The organism is Arsukibacterium sp. MJ3 (assembly GCF_000987765.1).
In the GTDB taxonomy this organism is placed as follows: Bacteria; Pseudomonadota; Gammaproteobacteria; order Enterobacterales; family Alteromonadaceae; genus Alishewanella.
Genome location: NZ_LAHP01000030.1, coordinates 1 through 17,067, shown reverse-complemented (window position 1 = coordinate 17,067; position 17,067 = coordinate 1). Strand labels below are relative to the sequence as shown.

General features: G+C 46.2%; 17 protein-coding genes and 1 CRISPR repeat array. Of the genes, 6 read left to right on the top strand and 11 right to left on the bottom strand.

Annotation, left to right across the window (positions count from 1 at the left end; translation table 11 throughout):
• The first annotated feature begins 296 nt into the window (after nt 1–296).
• A complete protein-coding gene (locus VT06_RS15825) occupies nt 297–503 on the top strand; it encodes a hypothetical protein (RefSeq protein ID WP_046555300.1) in 207 nt (68 codons plus the stop codon).
• Between the two features lie 52 nt (nt 504–555).
• Here VT06_RS15825 and VT06_RS15820 read toward each other — a convergent pair whose 3' ends face one another.
• The 11 genes from VT06_RS15820 to VT06_RS17655 form a co-directional block, all read right to left on the bottom strand.
• The gene (locus VT06_RS15820; protein WP_152659045.1) at nt 556–1,746 is read right to left on the bottom strand and encodes a DUF1887 family protein; all 1,191 of its coding nucleotides are present in this window, start codon (nt 1,744–1,746) and stop codon (nt 556–558) included.
• A gap of 423 nt (nt 1,747–2,169) precedes the next feature.
• Nucleotides 2,170–3,126, bottom strand: coding sequence for a Gfo/Idh/MocA family protein (locus VT06_RS15810; RefSeq protein ID WP_046555297.1), 957 nt, complete (start codon nt 3,124–3,126; stop codon nt 2,170–2,172).
• 44 nt (nt 3,127–3,170) lie between these two features.
• Nucleotides 3,171–3,878, bottom strand: coding sequence for an SDR family NAD(P)-dependent oxidoreductase (locus VT06_RS15805; RefSeq protein WP_046555296.1), 708 nt, complete (start codon nt 3,876–3,878; stop codon nt 3,171–3,173).
• A gap of 9 nt (nt 3,879–3,887) precedes the next feature.
• Nucleotides 3,888–4,970, bottom strand: coding sequence for a hypothetical protein (locus VT06_RS15800; RefSeq protein WP_046555295.1), 1,083 nt, complete (start codon nt 4,968–4,970; stop codon nt 3,888–3,890).
• A 141-nt stretch (nt 4,971–5,111) separates the two neighbouring features.
• Complete coding sequence (locus VT06_RS15795) at nt 5,112–5,360, bottom strand: hypothetical protein (protein ID WP_046555294.1); 249 nt, start codon at nt 5,358–5,360, stop codon at nt 5,112–5,114.
• A 117-nt stretch (nt 5,361–5,477) separates the two neighbouring features.
• A complete protein-coding gene (locus tag VT06_RS15790) occupies nt 5,478–5,945 on the bottom strand; it encodes a lecithin retinol acyltransferase family protein (protein WP_052750320.1) in 468 nt (155 codons plus the stop codon).
• A 98-nt stretch (nt 5,946–6,043) separates the two neighbouring features.
• Complete coding sequence (gene csx2, locus VT06_RS15785) at nt 6,044–7,246, bottom strand: TIGR02221 family CRISPR-associated protein (RefSeq protein WP_046555293.1); 1,203 nt, start codon at nt 7,244–7,246, stop codon at nt 6,044–6,046.
• Nucleotides 7,246–8,439 (bottom strand): CRISPR-associated ring nuclease Csm6, encoded by a 1,194-nt coding sequence (gene csm6 / locus VT06_RS17660; protein ID WP_052750319.1) that lies wholly within the window; start codon nt 8,437–8,439, stop codon nt 7,246–7,248. Before csm6 ends, csx2 begins: the two co-directional genes overlap by 1 nt.
• 102 nt (nt 8,440–8,541) lie before the next feature.
• Nucleotides 8,542–11,091 carry a hypothetical protein gene (locus tag VT06_RS15775; RefSeq protein ID WP_046555292.1) on the bottom strand — a complete coding sequence of 850 codons (2,550 nt, stop codon included), beginning with the start codon at nt 11,089–11,091 and terminating at the stop codon, nt 8,542–8,544.
• A gap of 70 nt (nt 11,092–11,161) precedes the next feature.
• Nucleotides 11,162–11,851, bottom strand: coding sequence for a macro domain-containing protein (locus VT06_RS15770; protein WP_046555291.1), 690 nt, complete (start codon nt 11,849–11,851; stop codon nt 11,162–11,164).
• On the bottom strand, nt 11,832–12,485 hold the full coding sequence (locus VT06_RS17655; protein ID WP_052750318.1) for a DUF4433 domain-containing protein: 654 nt from the start codon (nt 12,483–12,485) through the stop codon (nt 11,832–11,834). The genes VT06_RS15770 and VT06_RS17655 overlap by 20 nt, the downstream gene beginning before the upstream one ends.
• 130 nt (nt 12,486–12,615) lie before the next feature.
• Between VT06_RS17655 and ssb the strand changes: the two genes are divergently transcribed.
• From ssb to cas2, 5 genes are all read left to right on the top strand, one after another.
• A complete protein-coding gene (ssb, locus tag VT06_RS15760; RefSeq protein WP_046555290.1) occupies nt 12,616–13,101 on the top strand; it encodes a single-stranded DNA-binding protein in 486 nt (161 codons plus the stop codon).
• Between the two features lie 192 nt (nt 13,102–13,293).
• Nucleotides 13,294–13,584 carry a CRISPR-associated protein Csx16 gene (gene csx16 / locus VT06_RS15755; protein ID WP_046555289.1) on the top strand — a complete coding sequence of 97 codons (291 nt, stop codon included), beginning with the start codon at nt 13,294–13,296 and terminating at the stop codon, nt 13,582–13,584.
• Nucleotides 13,585–13,587: 3 nt separating this feature from the next.
• A complete protein-coding gene (locus VT06_RS15750; protein ID WP_046555288.1) occupies nt 13,588–13,869 on the top strand; it encodes a CRISPR-associated endonuclease Cas2 in 282 nt (93 codons plus the stop codon).
• Between the two features lie 9 nt (nt 13,870–13,878).
• The gene (gene cas1, locus VT06_RS17650) at nt 13,879–14,820 is read left to right on the top strand and encodes a CRISPR-associated endonuclease Cas1 (protein WP_052750317.1); all 942 of its coding nucleotides are present in this window, start codon (nt 13,879–13,881) and stop codon (nt 14,818–14,820) included.
• Entirely contained in the window at nt 14,817–15,140 is a 324-nt protein-coding gene (gene cas2 / locus VT06_RS15740; protein WP_052750316.1) for a CRISPR-associated endonuclease Cas2, read from the top strand. Before cas1 ends, cas2 begins: the two co-directional genes overlap by 4 nt.
• A 152-nt stretch (nt 15,141–15,292) precedes the next feature.
• Nucleotides 15,293–17,067: direct repeats of the CRISPR family, unit length 30 nt; unit sequence GTTCAAACGTTGCCCCGACACTAAAGGGGA.

Genomic DNA, 17,067 nt, shown 5'->3' with positions numbered 1-17,067 from the left:
TGCCCCGACCACGCTGCAGGAGCAGGCGTGGAACAGCTTTAGCTGGCCCCGAAGGGGTGAGCCGCAGGACGCGGTGAATACACTAAAGGGGATTAAGACTTTACGTACAGCCCCATTGACACAAGCTTGCCGTTCAAACATTACCCCGACCACGCTGCAGGAGCAGGCGTGGTGCCGTTATTGTTGGCCCTTAGGATTAAGCCGCCGCATAAGTGAATAGGTTAAGGGAAATTAAGATGTGCTGAATGTTATTGGTGCAGTACGATAAAACAATATTTTAAAATAGAAGGTGAACGATGGACGCTTTTTTATACTTTATAGCCGATATAACACCAACCTTTCTTCTTATCATTTTATTGTTGTGTATTTTTGGTGGCATTATTATTGGTTGGGACGATGTTGAGCAGCAAAGGCGGCTGTTACAACAAAAGCCATCAAAACCTGAAAATGTCTACGGTCAGTGTGACCATTTACCCGATAAACACGACAACACACCACCCTAGTGCACAGAGGTTTGCGTTGTTTTTAACCGTAACACATTTGCATGCTAACGCCTTATTTGAAGAGAGAAAGCAGCGAGTTTTTATCGTGGCACAGTGTTACGTTGTGGCCTTTACAATACTTTTTAAATTGTTCCAGCGCATGTGCATCAGGCTTTTGTTGAAAAAATAGCGGGCTGAGTAACAGCACTTTACGCAGTTTGCCAAAGTTTTCGGCAAGGCTAATTAGTTGTTGCACCATTTTATTGGCCGACTGGCCGGGCTCGGTGGTTACTTTGGTTTCAATAACATAACCTGCAGTGTTATGAAAACAAATAAAGTCCAGTTCACGCGAGTCACCTTGCTCACCGCTACCAGACGGTTTTACCCCGCACAATAATTGATCTGCAGCAAATTGCTCACGTAACCAACTTTGTACCAACTGCTCCAGCCAATCGCCACTGAGCCAGCGTTTAAACTGATAAGCCAAACTGGCGGTACGATGACTGTTTTGCACCACAATACTGTTTTGCACTAGCACTAGTTGCGCTTGGGAGAAGGTGGATAAACCTTGAAACCATGCTTGCCAGTCGGGGTTATTAAGCTGCTCTGGCGGAATGGTTAAGTTAACACTAGTTGACGGGTTAGTTTTGTCTGCCCAGGCTGATTGAGCCAGTTGCGCCGCCAGCCAATGCATTGGCGATGTTGGGTCTGCGTATTGCTGCCACATGCTAGCCGCTAAGCATAAAGCGGTTTTATCTTGCTCAAATGGGTTAGCGCGCGGGTTGCCTGGCACCGTTTTACTGACATATAGCGCCAGGGCTTTATCGGCGCTTATCGGGGCATGCAACGCCAGTTCATGGTAGCTATTGGGTTTGCCGGGTTGCCAGCATTGTAAATGAGTATGCTGTTGCCCTTTATAATACACTTTGCCAATGGTTACGCTGTCGATAAAGGCCAGCGGTATCACTTTAGTGCCGCCCGTGCCATTTAGCTCCAGCTGATAAGTGGTACTTAACGGCTGTAGGTGGTGCAAAGCAAAATGGTGTAACGCCATATAATTTTCGGCATCTTCGGGTAAATCTAATTCAATAATGGTAATGCCCGGTTGTAATGCATTTAATACCGTACAAAAACGGCTGCGGCTAGTGGCGAAATGGCTAGAGGCCATTAACACTACCGCATCTGCCTTGGTGGTAAGGCAGTTATACAGCTGGGCAATATTATGCTCGGAGATAGGAATTAATAACGCTATTGGTTTGGGCATAATAAATAAAGGTAAGTTTAAATAACAGCTACTATACGGCACGGCGATATAAAGTGCAGCCCTTAAGCGTTAACTCGCGCTGCCGCGTTAATATGCCCTTAATATGCCTTCGCCTAGCAAGCATAACGTAACGCTTAGCTGCAGTGATGTAGTGTGTTAGCAACGTTTACTGTTAAAAAGCAGCTCAAGTAAGGTAGGTGTTCTGCTTTGCACCCCGCCATGATTACAGCAAGGGCAGTGCTCTGGTTTTGCTACCTGCGGCAAACAGTCACTGCTGGGCTTCCAGGTTTGTTTCCAGTGACAATGTGGGCAAAAAACGGTATAGGCACTTACTTTTATCGGCATGCTACTTTCCTTAATTTATTAACCAAAGCCTATTGTCGTTTACCATTTTACCATTTTACCATTTTGCCATAGCCAGTGTTACAGGCGCTGCGCAAGGTGGTAAGCATCTTCTATTACCCGCATAGCGGGTATTTGATCCCAAATTAACGTGTCATGCCAAAGCTGTTGGCTAATATTACTGGCAAACTGTCGCAGTTGCGCTTGCATGGCTTGTTGCCATTGTTTATCAGCAGTAAAAATGGCGTTATCGTTATGCCATACGCCAGAGCGGTCTGCTTTATAATGGCCCTGGTTGGTTTGAACCATTAAGCTTTCTTGTTTAATATCGGAATATATTTGGGCGTCTAACGTTAGCCAGCACTGGCTGTTTCGTGCTAATAGCAGCACTTGGTCTTCCACTTGTTGTTGTTGGCATAGCTGGCCATTTTGCCATAGCGCTGCTGAAACAATATCAAAACTACCCAACATATAATGTAATAAATCTACCATGTGGTAACCGGCATCAAGTAAAGCACCACCGCCAGATAATTGTTTTTCTGTACGCCAGCTTTCAGTTTGTCCTAACCGGCTAAAGCCTAAATGTAACTGGGCATGCGCTTCGCTAATATGGCAATGCGAATGCTGTAGTTGTGCTTTTAAAAACTGGTAACTGGGGTGGTGGCGACGCTGAATAGCCGTTTGCAGTGGGCAGGCTGCGTGTTTTGCTTGTGCTAATAAACGCATGGCTTCATCTAAGTTGCGGCCTAATGGTTTTTCTTTTAGCATAGGTAGCTTTAGCCTTAAAAGCTCTGGCCAAAGCGTGTCATACACAAAGTGTGGTAATGCCAGCACAATGCCATCTAGCGGGTAATGTTGCATATCGGCAATGTTTGCTACGCAGGCTAAACCCGGTTGAATCTGTTGTGCCAACTTTGCTGCATCGGCAGCGGGATCATAGCCACAAATAAACTGAATATCTGCAGCAGCTGTTACGGCACTTAAATGTTCCCGCCCCTGATTGCCCAGGCCAATTAAGCCTAATTTTATTGTTTTCATTTTAGTGTGCTCAATATGGTTTACTCAACATAGTTTACCCAGCATTAGTGGCCCCATAAACTGCCAGCCGTCATATCCAAAACACTACCGGTAAAATAACTGGCTTGTGGGCTCAGTAAAAAACTGATGGTATTAGCAACTTCTTCCGGGGTACATAAACGCTTTAAAAAGGTGCCTTGGGCAATACTATCTCGCCGGCTTTGTGGCCAGTCATTGGTCATGCAGGTAATAGTGGGGCCGGGTAATAATAGGTTTACTCTAATACCCAAAGGGCCAAGGTTGCGGGCGCAGCTCATGGTTAAACCATGCAAGGCGGCCTTGCTGGCAGCGTAACTGGGTTTGTTGGCACCTACAATACCCACCGGCGAGCCAATATTGACGATACTACTGCCTTGCGGCATAACGTTTGCGGCTAATTGAGTAAGGAGCATGGGTGCATCTACATTGGTGGCAAAAGCGGCTTGCCAGGCTGCCTGGGTTAGGTCACAGATGGGTGCGCCAACCGACACGCCAGCCATGTTTACCAAGCCTTGTAAAGGCGGCAAGGTGGCAATGGCCGTTGTCACTAAAGAAACCAGCGCTTGATCACTTAGATCAACCACTAAGGTGCTTACTTGAGCATTGTTGGCAAAGCAGCTTACTCTGTCGGCATTACGGTCAATAGCCAAAACATGCCAACCTTGCTCAGCTAATAAACTAACCGTGGCTTGGCCCATACCACCCCCTGCGCCGGTAACGATTACACTTTTCATAGGCTGTCCTTATATAAAAAAATATTGACGTTCATGCAATAACCGCTGTGCTGAAAGCGGCGCAGGACGTTGGGTTAACCAATTTAATTGCTCATTAGCCAGCGGTGCATTTAGCCAGCTTTGATCAAATACTGTGGTGCTTAAGCTGGTGTCGGGCAGCTGTTTGGGTAAGTTTAAAAAAGCTGTTGTAGCCGGGCTAATGTTCAGGCCGGCGCATCTGGCAAACCAGGCTGATTCCACCGGAAATGCGGCAGAAGTTCGCTTGGCAGCACTAAGTAGTAACTGGCTGGCACTGGCCTCATCGTGTTGATTAAGGGCCATGGCTGCCAGTGCTAACTCAATATAAGATAAAGCAACAGGTGTTTGCTCGGCTGGTAATACGGCCGAAAAACGTGCCGTTACTTTTACGCCCGGAGCTATTTCAAGATATAACCATTGTAAACGGGCCAACGCATGCCAAATACTGTCAGTATCTTCGGTATCTTTTGCCAGATACAAGCTATTCATTAATACCGCTTCAGCTCGTAATAGTGCTTTCTGGCGGAGCAGGGTAGTGGCTAAACTATTATAATGCCTTGCTTTATGCACTGAACCTTGCGGAAGTACATTAGCCGAAGTCATTAAAAAAACATGTGCCAATTGGGTATGGCCTGCGCGGCAGAACACATCACCTAAGACATTAAAGCTGCGGCTAATGTCAAACAGCCGATTGTGTTGCCTGGACAATTGCAAGGCATACAGGCCCCAGTGCCTGGCGTGAAGCCAGTGGCCGGTTCGAGTATACAAACGGCATATCCCTAAGGCGGCATCCAAGTTTATTGCCGGCCAGTTAGTTGCAGTGTGCAATAAGCAGGTACTAAAGGCATTAAATGCGTTGGTATATTCCCCTAAATGATATTGCTGCCAGCCTTGATGTAACGCAACCGCAGCAGCAGGAAACTGCGCTAGCTGGTCATGGCTTAGCGTTTTGCGTAACAGCCAGCGTTGCCAAAGCGCAAAGTCGGGGTTTGGCTGCACCGTGTTAAGTGGTAAATAAGGTTGATGTTGCCAATGCTCTTGCTGGCAAAATTGCTCGAAATTGATCAGTAGCATGCTTTAACCCTTGCAGTACATTATTAAACGCAGCTTAAATACAGTTCTGCAAAAATAAAAGCATTAAATTCATAAATGTGCATCGTTATAATGCATTTTATAAAAGCCTTCCATGGCGCGTAACATTAGCGACTCCTTTCGCTAATCAAATAAGCTGGCAATGCCGGCAACCAGGGCGCTTCCTACGGCCAAAGGCACTGTAATGGGGGCGGTGGCGGTACCTAGTGCTACGGCACCTGCCGCAAGCGTGCCCGCAGCGGCCATGCCTAAAACGGCACCCGTCCCGGAAGCCACCGCCGTTCTGCCCACGCTGCGCTTACTGCTACGGGTAATTTTTTTTGATAATTCATTCGCGGCAATACCTAAAGCAAATATTTTTTGAATGCTCATATTCTGTTCTCCAGTGGTGGTTGTTTGTGCTGCAATTCAAAGGTTATGTTATCGGTTTTTTTTTATTAAAGAGGGTACACAAGTTTGTATATAAATCTGAGGCTCTTACTGTCGTAATTAACGCCACGCTCGCCAAGAATCGGCACGCAGTTTTTTCTCTGCTTCGAACTTAACCATCCACAAAAAACTATTGGCATTTTCAACGTCACCGGTTAAACAACCCGCAGTAAACTGATGACAGTTATTCAGTATAAAGTTATAGCGGCGACGGCTGCCCAGCATTGTACGGGCTCGTTCGGCTACCTTGCCACAACCCACGGCTGAAGTATTGCGGGCAGAAACCACAATGCGGATGCTAGGGGTACCCTTTACAAAATCATGCTGATCAACACTTTCAATAATGCCATTACCATTTAAATGCGCGATGCGTCCGCCACCCAAATAAATGCCAGTATGCTCGGCAAAGCCAAAAGCCAGGTCGCAATACACTACTGAGCCCGGTAGTGGCTGCACAGCATCACGGCAAGCATCGACTAAGCTTTCTATTAAGTGGTAAACAGGTCTTGATAAAGCCCATTGCAACATGATGTTCGCACCTCTGTATGGTTGAGGTGCGTATTGTAAATCAGGTGCAATAGGCGTCGGGTTATGACAAGTTTGTCAGTGGCTGGCACTGTAAGCGGTTATTCGTTTAGTAGTAAGCAAAGTACCTGGTGCAGTTTAGTGTCTAGTTTAGTTTGATCATTTAATAGTTGCTGCACCTCTACCTGAGTACCGGCACCGCCATGGGCCAGCGCATTACGCAGGTTTCTTAGCAAAATATAGGCTTCACCTTCTGCTGTTTTTCGGAAGATTTTATCGTCATCCAGAGACTTTTGTAATTCTTTACGAATTTGAAAATTACCCTCTTGGCCCGGCTGAGCACCACTTTCTTTCACTTTTCGGGTGAGATAGGCCTCAAAAGCATAGACACTGGTTCGTAAATAGTCTTTTCGCGCCATCGCGTCTAAGGCTTGTGCGCTTTGCCGCTGATAAATATAACTTTCATTAACCCATTCGGTTTTTTGCATTAATACCGGTTTTAATAATGCGGCTGCGCCATCAAGTATTTCTTCATTGAGCGCTTGCCGTACTTTTTTAAGCGGGCTACGCGCCTGATCAGAACGGTGCACACTCATATAAAAGCTGGCTTTGGCTAAGTCGGGGCCAATGCCGGTATTACTTAATAAATGGGCCACTTCAGTCAGATCACCGGTATGGTTTGCTAAGGTAGCGGCATTTAACCATTGCTGAATATGCAGCAAGCCAGACAAGTCAATCAGCTGTCCTTTTTTGGTGTCTTCGTTATATTCACCATAGTAAATTTGCGTTACCAGCACCTGCGGTTTTATTACTTGCAAATACTGTATTGCGGCATAAGCCATCATGGGCAAGTGCCTGAAGCTATGCGTAATATCTAATAACACTTCAGCTTGCTCTGGTATAGCAGAGGCAACAATCTGCAGCATGGCTAACTGTTCAGCTTCAGTTCGGGCAAAGGGAATAAGCAAGAGCTGGTACTGACAAGTGCTGTGTGGGTTGATGGCGGCCATCACTTTTTCCAGCATTACTTGGCTAACCTGTTGCTGGTCAACCGCTTCCATTAAATACTCAATAAGCGGCGTTTTAATGTCTTTAGGAATGTCCATTTCGTCCAGCAAGCCGTCCCACATACTGCCACTAGTGCCCAAAATGACCATGCAGTCAGGCTTAAAGCGTTGTTTTAGCAGGTAGCCAAAATAAGCCAGCGGTTGACTTGGCCCTTCGGGCATTTGATAAACCGTAGTACGGTAACTGCCGTCCCGCTTTGGGCTACGGCCTAAAAAGCTGATTAAGTATTTTTGCATTATTGCGCGCCTTTAATGCCGCTAAAAGAAATATTGGCTGCCGGAATTTGAATGTGGTAAGGATTATTTTGGCCAGAGGTTTGCGGTACCAAAAGGTTAACGGCGGCTTTTGGTAAAGCACTGCTTAGTAATTTTTGTAAGCTATTACGCTTATCGCTAAAGCCGTGTTCGTCAAATTCTTTCTCACGCGTGCGTTTAAGTGCTTCTGCCGTTTTGCTATCTAAGGCACCGTTAATGCTTAAGTTTTCTAGCATGTCGTCAATGTTATGCAAATCAAATTTTTTATGCTCTAACTGGCACAATTCTTTTAGTAAATTATGGGTAAAACTGGGTGCGTTTTTTCTGCCACTCTGGCGGTAATAACCTGGCTCATTATTTACTTTGGCCCTAGCAAAGACAGCCAGCATGGCAAAGTCGGCTTTGCGGTTGTTAAACGTAATTTCTTTAGCACCAAACACAATTCTCGGGTTTTCCTGGTCAAATATCAGTTCCAGTTTTACCTGATCTGGTCGGTTGACCAGTTGTATGGCATTAACAATGTCGTTGTAGCTAAACTGACTAAATTCATTAACCATTTTCGGGTTAATCATGCGTTGGCTGATCAGTGGAATTTCGGCTAACATCACCTCGGCTTTACTGCAATCAAGCGTAATGTTATCGCGTCCCTGAATTGTTTTAGGCTTTAACGTTGGATAATAAAACTGCGGGTTAGACTCGAACTGCTCAGAGACTAAAACATGGCTTAACCGGTCGAACTCGCGGCCAAAAATAGACATGGCATAGCCTAAAAAAAACGTCATGGTTTTACGGCCACCTGCAATTGAAGCATGAATGCGGGTGTTATTGTCCTGTGCGCGATCAGCTACTGTTTTTACAATAAAGTCGGCTAAGGCTTCCTGATCTTCCAGCGTTCTGGCATCGGTTACCAGTACTCCATTGGCATCGGGAATAACATGAATAGACTCTTCAGTGAAGTGCGGCATGCTTAGCTGATATTCGTCACATAAGGCACGTAGTTTACCATCGGTAATAAGATTAAGGCTGGCCTGTTCTTTACCAACAGAGGTAGTAATAATTTCAATCTTATCTGGCCACTCTAAGCCTTGTTGATAAATAGCATATAAGGTTTCTGTTACCACTTGTGGTGACATGCCAGTAACTGCTAGCAACAAGGTTTTATTTGGTTGGCTCATTTATTATTCCTTAAAAATTTACTGGGTTTTTACCAGGCCAGTTTATTTGATTTTTAACGCATATTGCGACTAACAAGTTTGTATATATACCGTTAGATACCGCTAGTGAAAGTTAAAAGGCAGCAGTTGTTGTAACAGCCCCAGTTGATGGTGCTGGTTGGCTGCCGCTAGCTTAGGCAATTGTGCTGATGGTAAATAGGCTGGCCAGCTTGGGGCGGGTTCAATGCTGCAATTAAGCCCCAGGCTTTGCCCTAGAGCATGCAGTACATGCCCCATCCAGGTTAATAAGGTGCTGCCTGCGGCTACACAGTCGTCGATAGCGTGCTGTAAATAACCTTTTGCCATATCGGGTTGTGCGTTATTGGCTAATAACCAGGCCCGATAAGCGTTAATTAGCATCCAGGGGTGGCCTTCTCCTGTTTGCCAATTGTCTGCGCGTTGCAAATAACTCGTGCGCTCGGCTTGGCGGCCCGGGTTGGCGATAAGCCAGCGTAGTAATAAATACTGCCCGAAACGTTGGCTGTCGCCACTGCGGGCCAATTTAATAAAGTGCTCGCTGCTATGGGGCGTTTCGCCCAAGGCTAATATAGCAATAACGGCCTGCTCGGCTTTTGGGTTTCCCTCATCTAGCCAGGCTAACACCTGATAAGTACGGGTTTGTGTAATATCTTTTTGTACCTGAGTTTGTTCAGATAGTTTTTCAAAGGTACTGACAGCCGCAGTAAAATATTGTTGTGCAACAACGTAATCTTGCCGAAATGCTGCCAGTTGGCCCAGGCTAGAGTGCAGTTTGCCATGGTTAAGTAAACCTGGCACGGCAAGCGGCTGCTGTAGCCAATTTTGTAAATAGGGCACTGCTGTGCTGAAGTCCATAAAGTGAGTGGCACTGGTGGCTACCCGCAGTGCGGCTTCACACGCTTCTGCGGGTATTTCGTCCCGCAGTTGTTTGGCCATTTTTAAAATGGTTTTGGCATTTTCTGCATCGGCCTGCCCAAAATGATTGTCTGCGGCCAATTGCAATGCCCGCTGTTGCAGCTCAAGTGCTGGTGGTAAATTTTGTTGGTTATTAGCCACTTGCAGCCATGTTAGTGCTTGCCGTAAACTGGCCGGAGTGAAGTTTTTGGTGGCAGCACGGTACTGTGCTTCTTTTAAATAGTGTTGCCATAAAACCAGATCTTCCCGGGCTTTTTGTTGATGTTGCGCTGATAAAAAGTGTAGCAACGAATGTTCAGGTTCTTGCGCGGCTAAGCTGCATAACTCAAACCAGTCTGTCGGGGACAGCGTATCTTGGTAGCTCACCCGCTGGTAAAAACGTTCAATGCTGTCCAAATCACTATTTTCCAGCAGGCAGTGGTTGCGCCAGCCAGTTCGATTCAGCATTTTGCGTTTAATCGGATCAGGGCTTCCCCAAATATTCGCGATAGCATCGACATAACCGTTGTAGCGGTTATCCTTTTGCATTATTTCAATACTTAAATGCAGCTGAGCAAAACGGGTAGGTGCCAGCAGTTTAAGCTCGTTTTCTAACGTATCGCAAAAGGCGTTAAGCTGGCGCGTATCGGCATAGGGTGCGCGTTGCTCTACCACTATTTTTACCCTTGCACTGCCGGCAATTGGTAGCATTAATAGTGCCCAGCGGGTAAGTTTGGCTATGGCACCAATCCAGCTGTAGGTGGTAAGATCGTGCACTGTTGCGCCAAACACGCCACTATTACTGCTTAGCACATGTGCCAGCAACTGTTGCACTTGTTCGTGCGGTAAAGTAACGGCATGGCAGGCTTGTTCAAGCGGTGGCAGGGTAGTGTTAGCCGGTAAAGCCAGGGCAACTATTTTACCTAACTGCTTATCGCTAAGGTTAAGTTCTAGTGCACTCTGATCAAAGCTGCTACCCGTTTCATCTATAAACAAAGTCCATTCGGGCGATGGTGGCAGCGCCCGTAAATTGTGTTGGTGTAATGAACCGATTAAAGAATATTGTGGCAAGGTAAGCGTAAAGCTGCTGCGTTCGGTAAATTTTTGCTGTTGTTTTTGTTTATAATCAATTAGCTTTTTCAAGGTAATTTGCAGATAACGTTTTATTTTGCCGGGCTGATTGTCTAGTTTGCTTAGCCACGCTTTTATAACCGTTTCATCTTCACCCGCTTGCCATTTTTTCTGCAGTGCCTGCCCCAGTTGTTCGGCATGTAAGCCTTGCCTGGCCATTTTTTCAAGTAGTATTATGGCCTCAGGCTGCGCCGCAAATTGTTCTTTGGCTTCAAGCAATATGCGCTCGGCTTCTGCTTTACCCCAAGCGTGGAAGCGAAACACGGTATCTAATAATTCTTGTTTTGGTGCGGGTGCTGTTGCTGTGGGTGCTGAAGGTACTGTTTGCTTTAGCTTATCGAGCGACAGTAATTCTTGCCACTGCTGGTTAGGCTGATAACACCAGAGTTGCGCCATTGGGCTAACATGCTTGGCTGCAAACCAAAACAACGCTGGCGTGCTAACACTGCCCAAATAAGCAGTAACAGGCGCAGTAGCCGTTATGGCAATGTTAATGGCGGTAATAGCATCGTCAAGTGACTGCGACTGCCCGCTTAGGTTAAGCGCCTGAGCCTGTTGAAAAGGCTCGGGTAGGTCAGTAGGGGCAGCAGGCAATAGTACCGCAGTCATAACAATTCCTTTTAGGTTATGTGTTAATGTTGCAGAGTACTATTAAAACTGCTTTTTTTCTAGATTAGGGTTAGAACAAGTTAATGTTTTCTGGCGGCGGTTGCTGGCAGAAACGAAATACTTGCTCTAGGGTTTTTAAACCAATACCGGGTAATTCAACCAGCTGATTAATTTGCGCGTAACGGCCCGATACCACCGCATGCTGCAGTGTTTCCAGCCGCTGTGTGGAAATGCCGGTTTGGTCTTTTAGTTGTGCGGCATTAAGTCGGCCTAACTGATGGGCAAACTGGTTAAACAGGTCATCTTTCGCGTCTGGCCGGTACAGGTAAATTTCAACAGTAATATGCTCGGCCAGCGGGGCTAAACGTTGCTGCATTAACGCCAATACTTGCTGTTTATCCAGGCCACCGCGATCTGCGCCTAATAGTGGCAACGCAATGCTGGTAATGCCTCTTTGCTGGTAGGTTTGTAGTAAATTGGTAAAGCCAAGCTCCAGATACTGCAGTTTTGATGGCAGTTTCCATTGTAATTTGGTTGGGAAGTTTAATATCCAGCGATCGTCGCCTTTATAAAGCCACAACTTGCCGGGGTATAATTGTTTTTGTTCACAAAATTGCTGGTAACGATTAAACATATCGGGATAGCGCAAACGACATTCTAAGGCAATACCGGCACCCATAATACCTTCGCAATTAACGGTATTAACCAAAGTTTGCGCCTTGCTGGTGAAAATGTTGTCATTAAAAACGGATATCGGCATAACATATCTCCTGTGGGTATGATGTTACCGCAAAAAAGGCTTTAGGGTTATAGCTTGCAAATAAACTGAATTCAGCTTCCAGTGTATTAAGCAGGTGAATATTAGCGACTTCAGCCGACACAATAGCCGAAAGCGGAATACGTTCCCGCACCAATAGCTCGGCACAGCGCAGTGCTTTGCCATCGGGTTTATCGCACCACGTTGCCGCCTGCAATACTTCCCAGTTCAGTACTTGTGGTTGAATACCTTTGAAAAACTGTACGTCAGCAGTTGCCGCATTACGGTCGGTGGTGGCGCACTGGGTCGCCGCTAATTTGCTTACATCAATTTTTAGCCAGACTAAATTTTTTGCATCCGATTTACGGACATACATCATGGGGTTACGCTGGCAAATGTAGGTAGGTACAAAATCGTGTAGCGGAATACCAAATACCCGTTTGCGTTCACGGCATGCCTGAGCTTCAGGCATAGAAATGTCAGTAAACGAAGCAGCTTGCTTTGCTAAGTAATTTTTACTTAATAAGCCACCGACACGTAAAAAAATCGAGGGTAAATTATCAATATGAGTGAGATGCCAAACATAATGGATGGCAGGGCAGTGCCGAATAGTTTTTTGTATAGATAATTTTATCACTGTCACCTCCTCCGTTGATAGAAGTAGGTTACCTTTTGAGCTAGAGCATTTATTTATTTACAAGTTTGTCAGTAACTTAAAAATGTACCATTAACGTTAGGTTACAGAGGTCAATAATAAGGAGACAAATATGGCAACACGTGGTGTGAATAAAGTTATTGTATTGGGAAATTTGGGCCAAGATCCCGAGGTGCGCACTATGCAATCGGGTAAAGCGATGGCCACATTAACCATTGCAACGTCAGAGCGCTGGCAAGATAAAAACTCTGGCGAGCCACAAGAGCGGACAGAGTGGCATAAAGTTGTACTGTTTGGTAAAACGGCAGAAATTGCCCAAGAATATTTAAAAAAAGGCCAACAAGTATATATTGAAGGTAAGTTGCAAACGCGTAAATGGCAAGATCAGCAAGGTATCGACCGTTACACCACCGAGATTGTCGTCGATATTAACGGCACTATGCAATTACTCGGTAAACGCGACGACACAGCAAGCGAACAAACAACGCTCTCTGCTCCACCGATAGCGGTAAAAGCTACCGCTATCGTTATATCGTCGATACCGAACCCAACGAATAATACCTATCCTGATAACTTCGAAGATGATATTCCGTTTTAACCAGATTTAAAAAATAGCGGTTGTGCTTAGTACAGCAAAGGCAAGTTGCGCCTGCTTTAATGCTTAGCGCAGCCGCATCGTTTGGCTTGGTGAAGGGGAGACCTTAGTGCTTAAGCTCAGCTTACAAACTTGTAAAAAACACTATTGAAAAGATTGTCGGCATAATCCTGAAAAATTACTGGAGCACATGCTATGACCACGCTTTTTATTAGCCGCCACCCCGGCGCTATCGATTGGATTAAACAACAAGGCGTGTTAATAGAGCGCTGGGAAACACATTTATCGTTATCAGACGTAGCGCCGGGAGACACGGTGGTGGGCACCTTGCCTATTCCGATGGTTGCGGCATTAAATGCCATTGGCGCCTATTATGTGCACTTAAATGTTGAGGTGCCGGCCAGCTTACGTGGCAAAGAGTTAAGCCTGGATGATCTTAATGTTTTAGGGGCAACACTGCAGGGCTTTTTGGTGGTACCGGAGTAAGTTATGCCAAGGTTAAAAAATAGTTTGTATGCCTATGATATTAGCAATAACAAACACCGCCGGCGAGCGTTACGGCAACTGCGTAAAGTGGCAGATGTGTACCAAGATTCAGTATTTGATTGCCGCTTAGCCAAGCCAGAGCATCAGCAATTGCAGCAACTTTTGCTGGCGTTGCTGGCACCCGGTGAACAGTTGCTACAAATTAGCCTGCCACAAAACACCGAGTGTATGCAGCTTGGCACTGGTTTGCAGCCACTATCTGATAACTGTTTTATCATTAGCTAAGGTAGGCTTATGAGCACGTTGGTGATAGAGAAACATAACATTGCCTTGGAATATGTTACTGATTTTTTGTTGGTGCGCCAGCCGGAAAGCCCGGTGCGCACACTGCCATTAGGCCGCATTACCAAAGTGGTTTGTATGCACAATGTGCAGCTTACTACGCAGCTGCTAGGGCAGTTATACCAACGAGGTATTGATTTTGTCGTGCTGAATAACCGCTATGTGAAACACAGTTTTGCCATCTATGCCGACACGCATCAATATGCACTGCGCCGCTGTCAGCAGTATGCCTGGCAGTTGGAACCGGAATTACGTTTACACTTGGCTAAAGCGTTTTGTCTGCATAAATTTCGGGTAAGCATGCGGGTAATAGCGGCAGACAGCTCGCATCGCCTGCTGGCACAACTGGCCATGGCCATCGAAAGCCTACAGCGTTGTCACACCGAGGAGCAACTTCGTGGCTTGGAGGGAAGCGCTCAAAAAGGGTTATTTCATTATTGGCGGCAGCAGCTTGACCCCGCCTGGGGTTTTGAGCAGCGGATCCGCCGGCCACCGCCTGATCCGGTTAATGCGTTGTTGTCTTTTGCGTACACCATGGTGCACCAGGAAGCGGTGCGCCAATGCAAGAAATACGGCTTGGATGCCGACTTAGGGTTTTATCACCGGTTGGCTTATAGCCGGCAATCTTTGGCTTGTGATCTAATGGAGCCATTAAGACCAAAAATTGAACAATGGCTAGTGCAAACGCTGGCCAATGGTCAGTTAAATCGTCGCCATTTTAGCAAAACCCGCACCGATGGCTGCTTTTTAGGCAAAGAAGGCCGCCTGCTATTTTACCCACTGTTTGACCAGCAGTTACCCCATTACCGGCGGGTACTTGCCGCCAATGCGCGCTGGTTAATTAAACAGCTAAAACAACCCACTGGTTATCCTAGCCTGGAGCTGTTGACATGACAAATTGCGAACACTGGTACGTTATTAGTTACGATATTCGTGAGCGTAAAAGACTGGCACGGTTACATCGTTATTTAAAGCGCTATAGCTTTATGTTGCAAGAGTCGGTTTACCTATTTGTTGGTAATAAAACGGCCTGGCAAACGTTAAAAACCGAGCTGGAAAAGCGGATAAAAAAGCATGAAGACGATGTAAGAGTGTACAAGTTAGATAAAGAATGTTGTTTTAACTTTTTTGGCAGCAGCCCCTGGCCCCAAGGCCTGTATTTTGGTGGTTACCCACGCTTTACTTTAACGCCTTTATTGGCGGTGGCGGTATAAATAATTAATTGAATTTATACAACACAGTAGTATAGTAAGGGTGCTCTTTAACAATTTAATTGTACAAAAATTAGCCAATTCATTGGTTAAAAAGTAATCAATAAAAAGCGTTTGCAAGTATTTGTTTTTTATATAGAAAAAAACGTGCTAGAGTTCAAACGTTGCCCCGACACTAAAGGGGATTAAGACCTGCAGTGCCGGCTAAGAAAGAACCAGCTATTACGTTCAAACGTTGCCCCGACACTAAAGGGGATTAAGACTTGCGGTATCGCCGCCATCACCATCGATTGAAGGTTCAAACGTTGCCCCGACACTAAAGGGGATTAAGACTAGGCAATAATGCCCGGCCTTTCGACCGAGCATGTTCAAACGTTGCCCCGACACTAAAGGGGATTAAGACGTTAGACACACGGCTAGTACACGTAATGAGCTACGTTCAAACGTTGCCCCGACACTAAAGGGGATTAAGACCTTCTCCCAGCGTTCGGTAATAATTACCAAGAGTTCAAACGTTGCCCCGACACTAAAGGGGATTAAGACACGCGCATTGATCCATATTGCGAAGGCTGGCAGTTCAAACGTTGCCCCGACACTAAAGGGGATTAAGACGGCAGTATCAGGGCCAGCTTAAACATCATCCTTGTTCAAACGTTGCCCCGACACTAAAGGGGATTAAGACAAGCTGCGCCTGTTCTACGGGTTAATTGCGGTAGTTCAAACGTTGCCCCGACACTAAAGGGGATTAAGACACCACAACAAGTATGCCTGTGGATATTTCTGCGTTCAAACGTTGCCCCGACACTAAAGGGGATTAAGACCCAATTTTTACTGCTACGCCAGACTCATTTACTAAGTTCAAACGTTGCCCCGACACTAAAGGGGATTAAGACTTCGGCAAACGGAACACCCGACCATTACTGTCAGGTTCAAACGTTGCCCCGACACTAAAGGGGATTAAGACCGGCCAGATCTTCTGCCGTAGCCCAGTCCGTAGGTTCAAACGTTGCCCCGACACTAAAGGGGATTAAGACAGAGACCTTAACCCCAGCGCCCCAGCGTATGCGTTCAAACGTTGCCCCGACACTAAAGGGGATTAAGACCAGTCAAATGGAACACAAAGCCCACAGGAGCCGGTTCAAACGTTGCCCCGACACTAAAGGGGATTAAGACCTCCGTTCCAACCATCTGGACGGTTCCAGTCAGTTCAAACGTTGCCCCGACACTAAAGGGGATTAAGACTTGCTTATCGAACTCGTCGCGCAGCTTTTTGATGTTCAAACGTTGCCCCGACACTAAAGGGGATTAAGACGCATTGATATTCATGTTATTTCCTTCTTAGGAGGTTCAAACGTTGCCCCGACACTAAAGGGGATTAAGACGGCCTTCGACGTGGATAAACCTACCGTTTGACGTTCAAACGTTGCCCCGACACTAAAGGGGATTAAGACATCGCTGGCTTGCCTACAGCCTTTGGTATCAGGTTCAAACGTTGCCCCGACACTAAAGGGGATTAAGACAGTAGGACGAGGATCATTGCTCCGAACATTGCGTTCAAACGTTGCCCCGACACTAAAGGGGATTAAGACACGACAAGTATGCCTGTGGAGACTTCTGCAGCGTTCAAACGTTGCCCCGACACTAAAGGGGATTAAGACTTAAAGCGGGATAGCATTAAGGTGGCATCGTCGTTCAAACGTTGCCCCGACACTAAAGGGGATTAAGACGGTTATGTCAGGATTGGCTGCAGCCACTGCACTGTTCAAACGTTGCCCCGACACTAAAGGGGATTAAGACGAGGATCAATCCGGTCTTAAAGCAATAGGTGATTGTTCAAACGTTGCCCCGACACTAAAGGGGATTAAGACAGGTTGGATAACCCCACACTCTCACCCCACTGGTTCAAACGTTGCCCCGACACTAAAGGGGA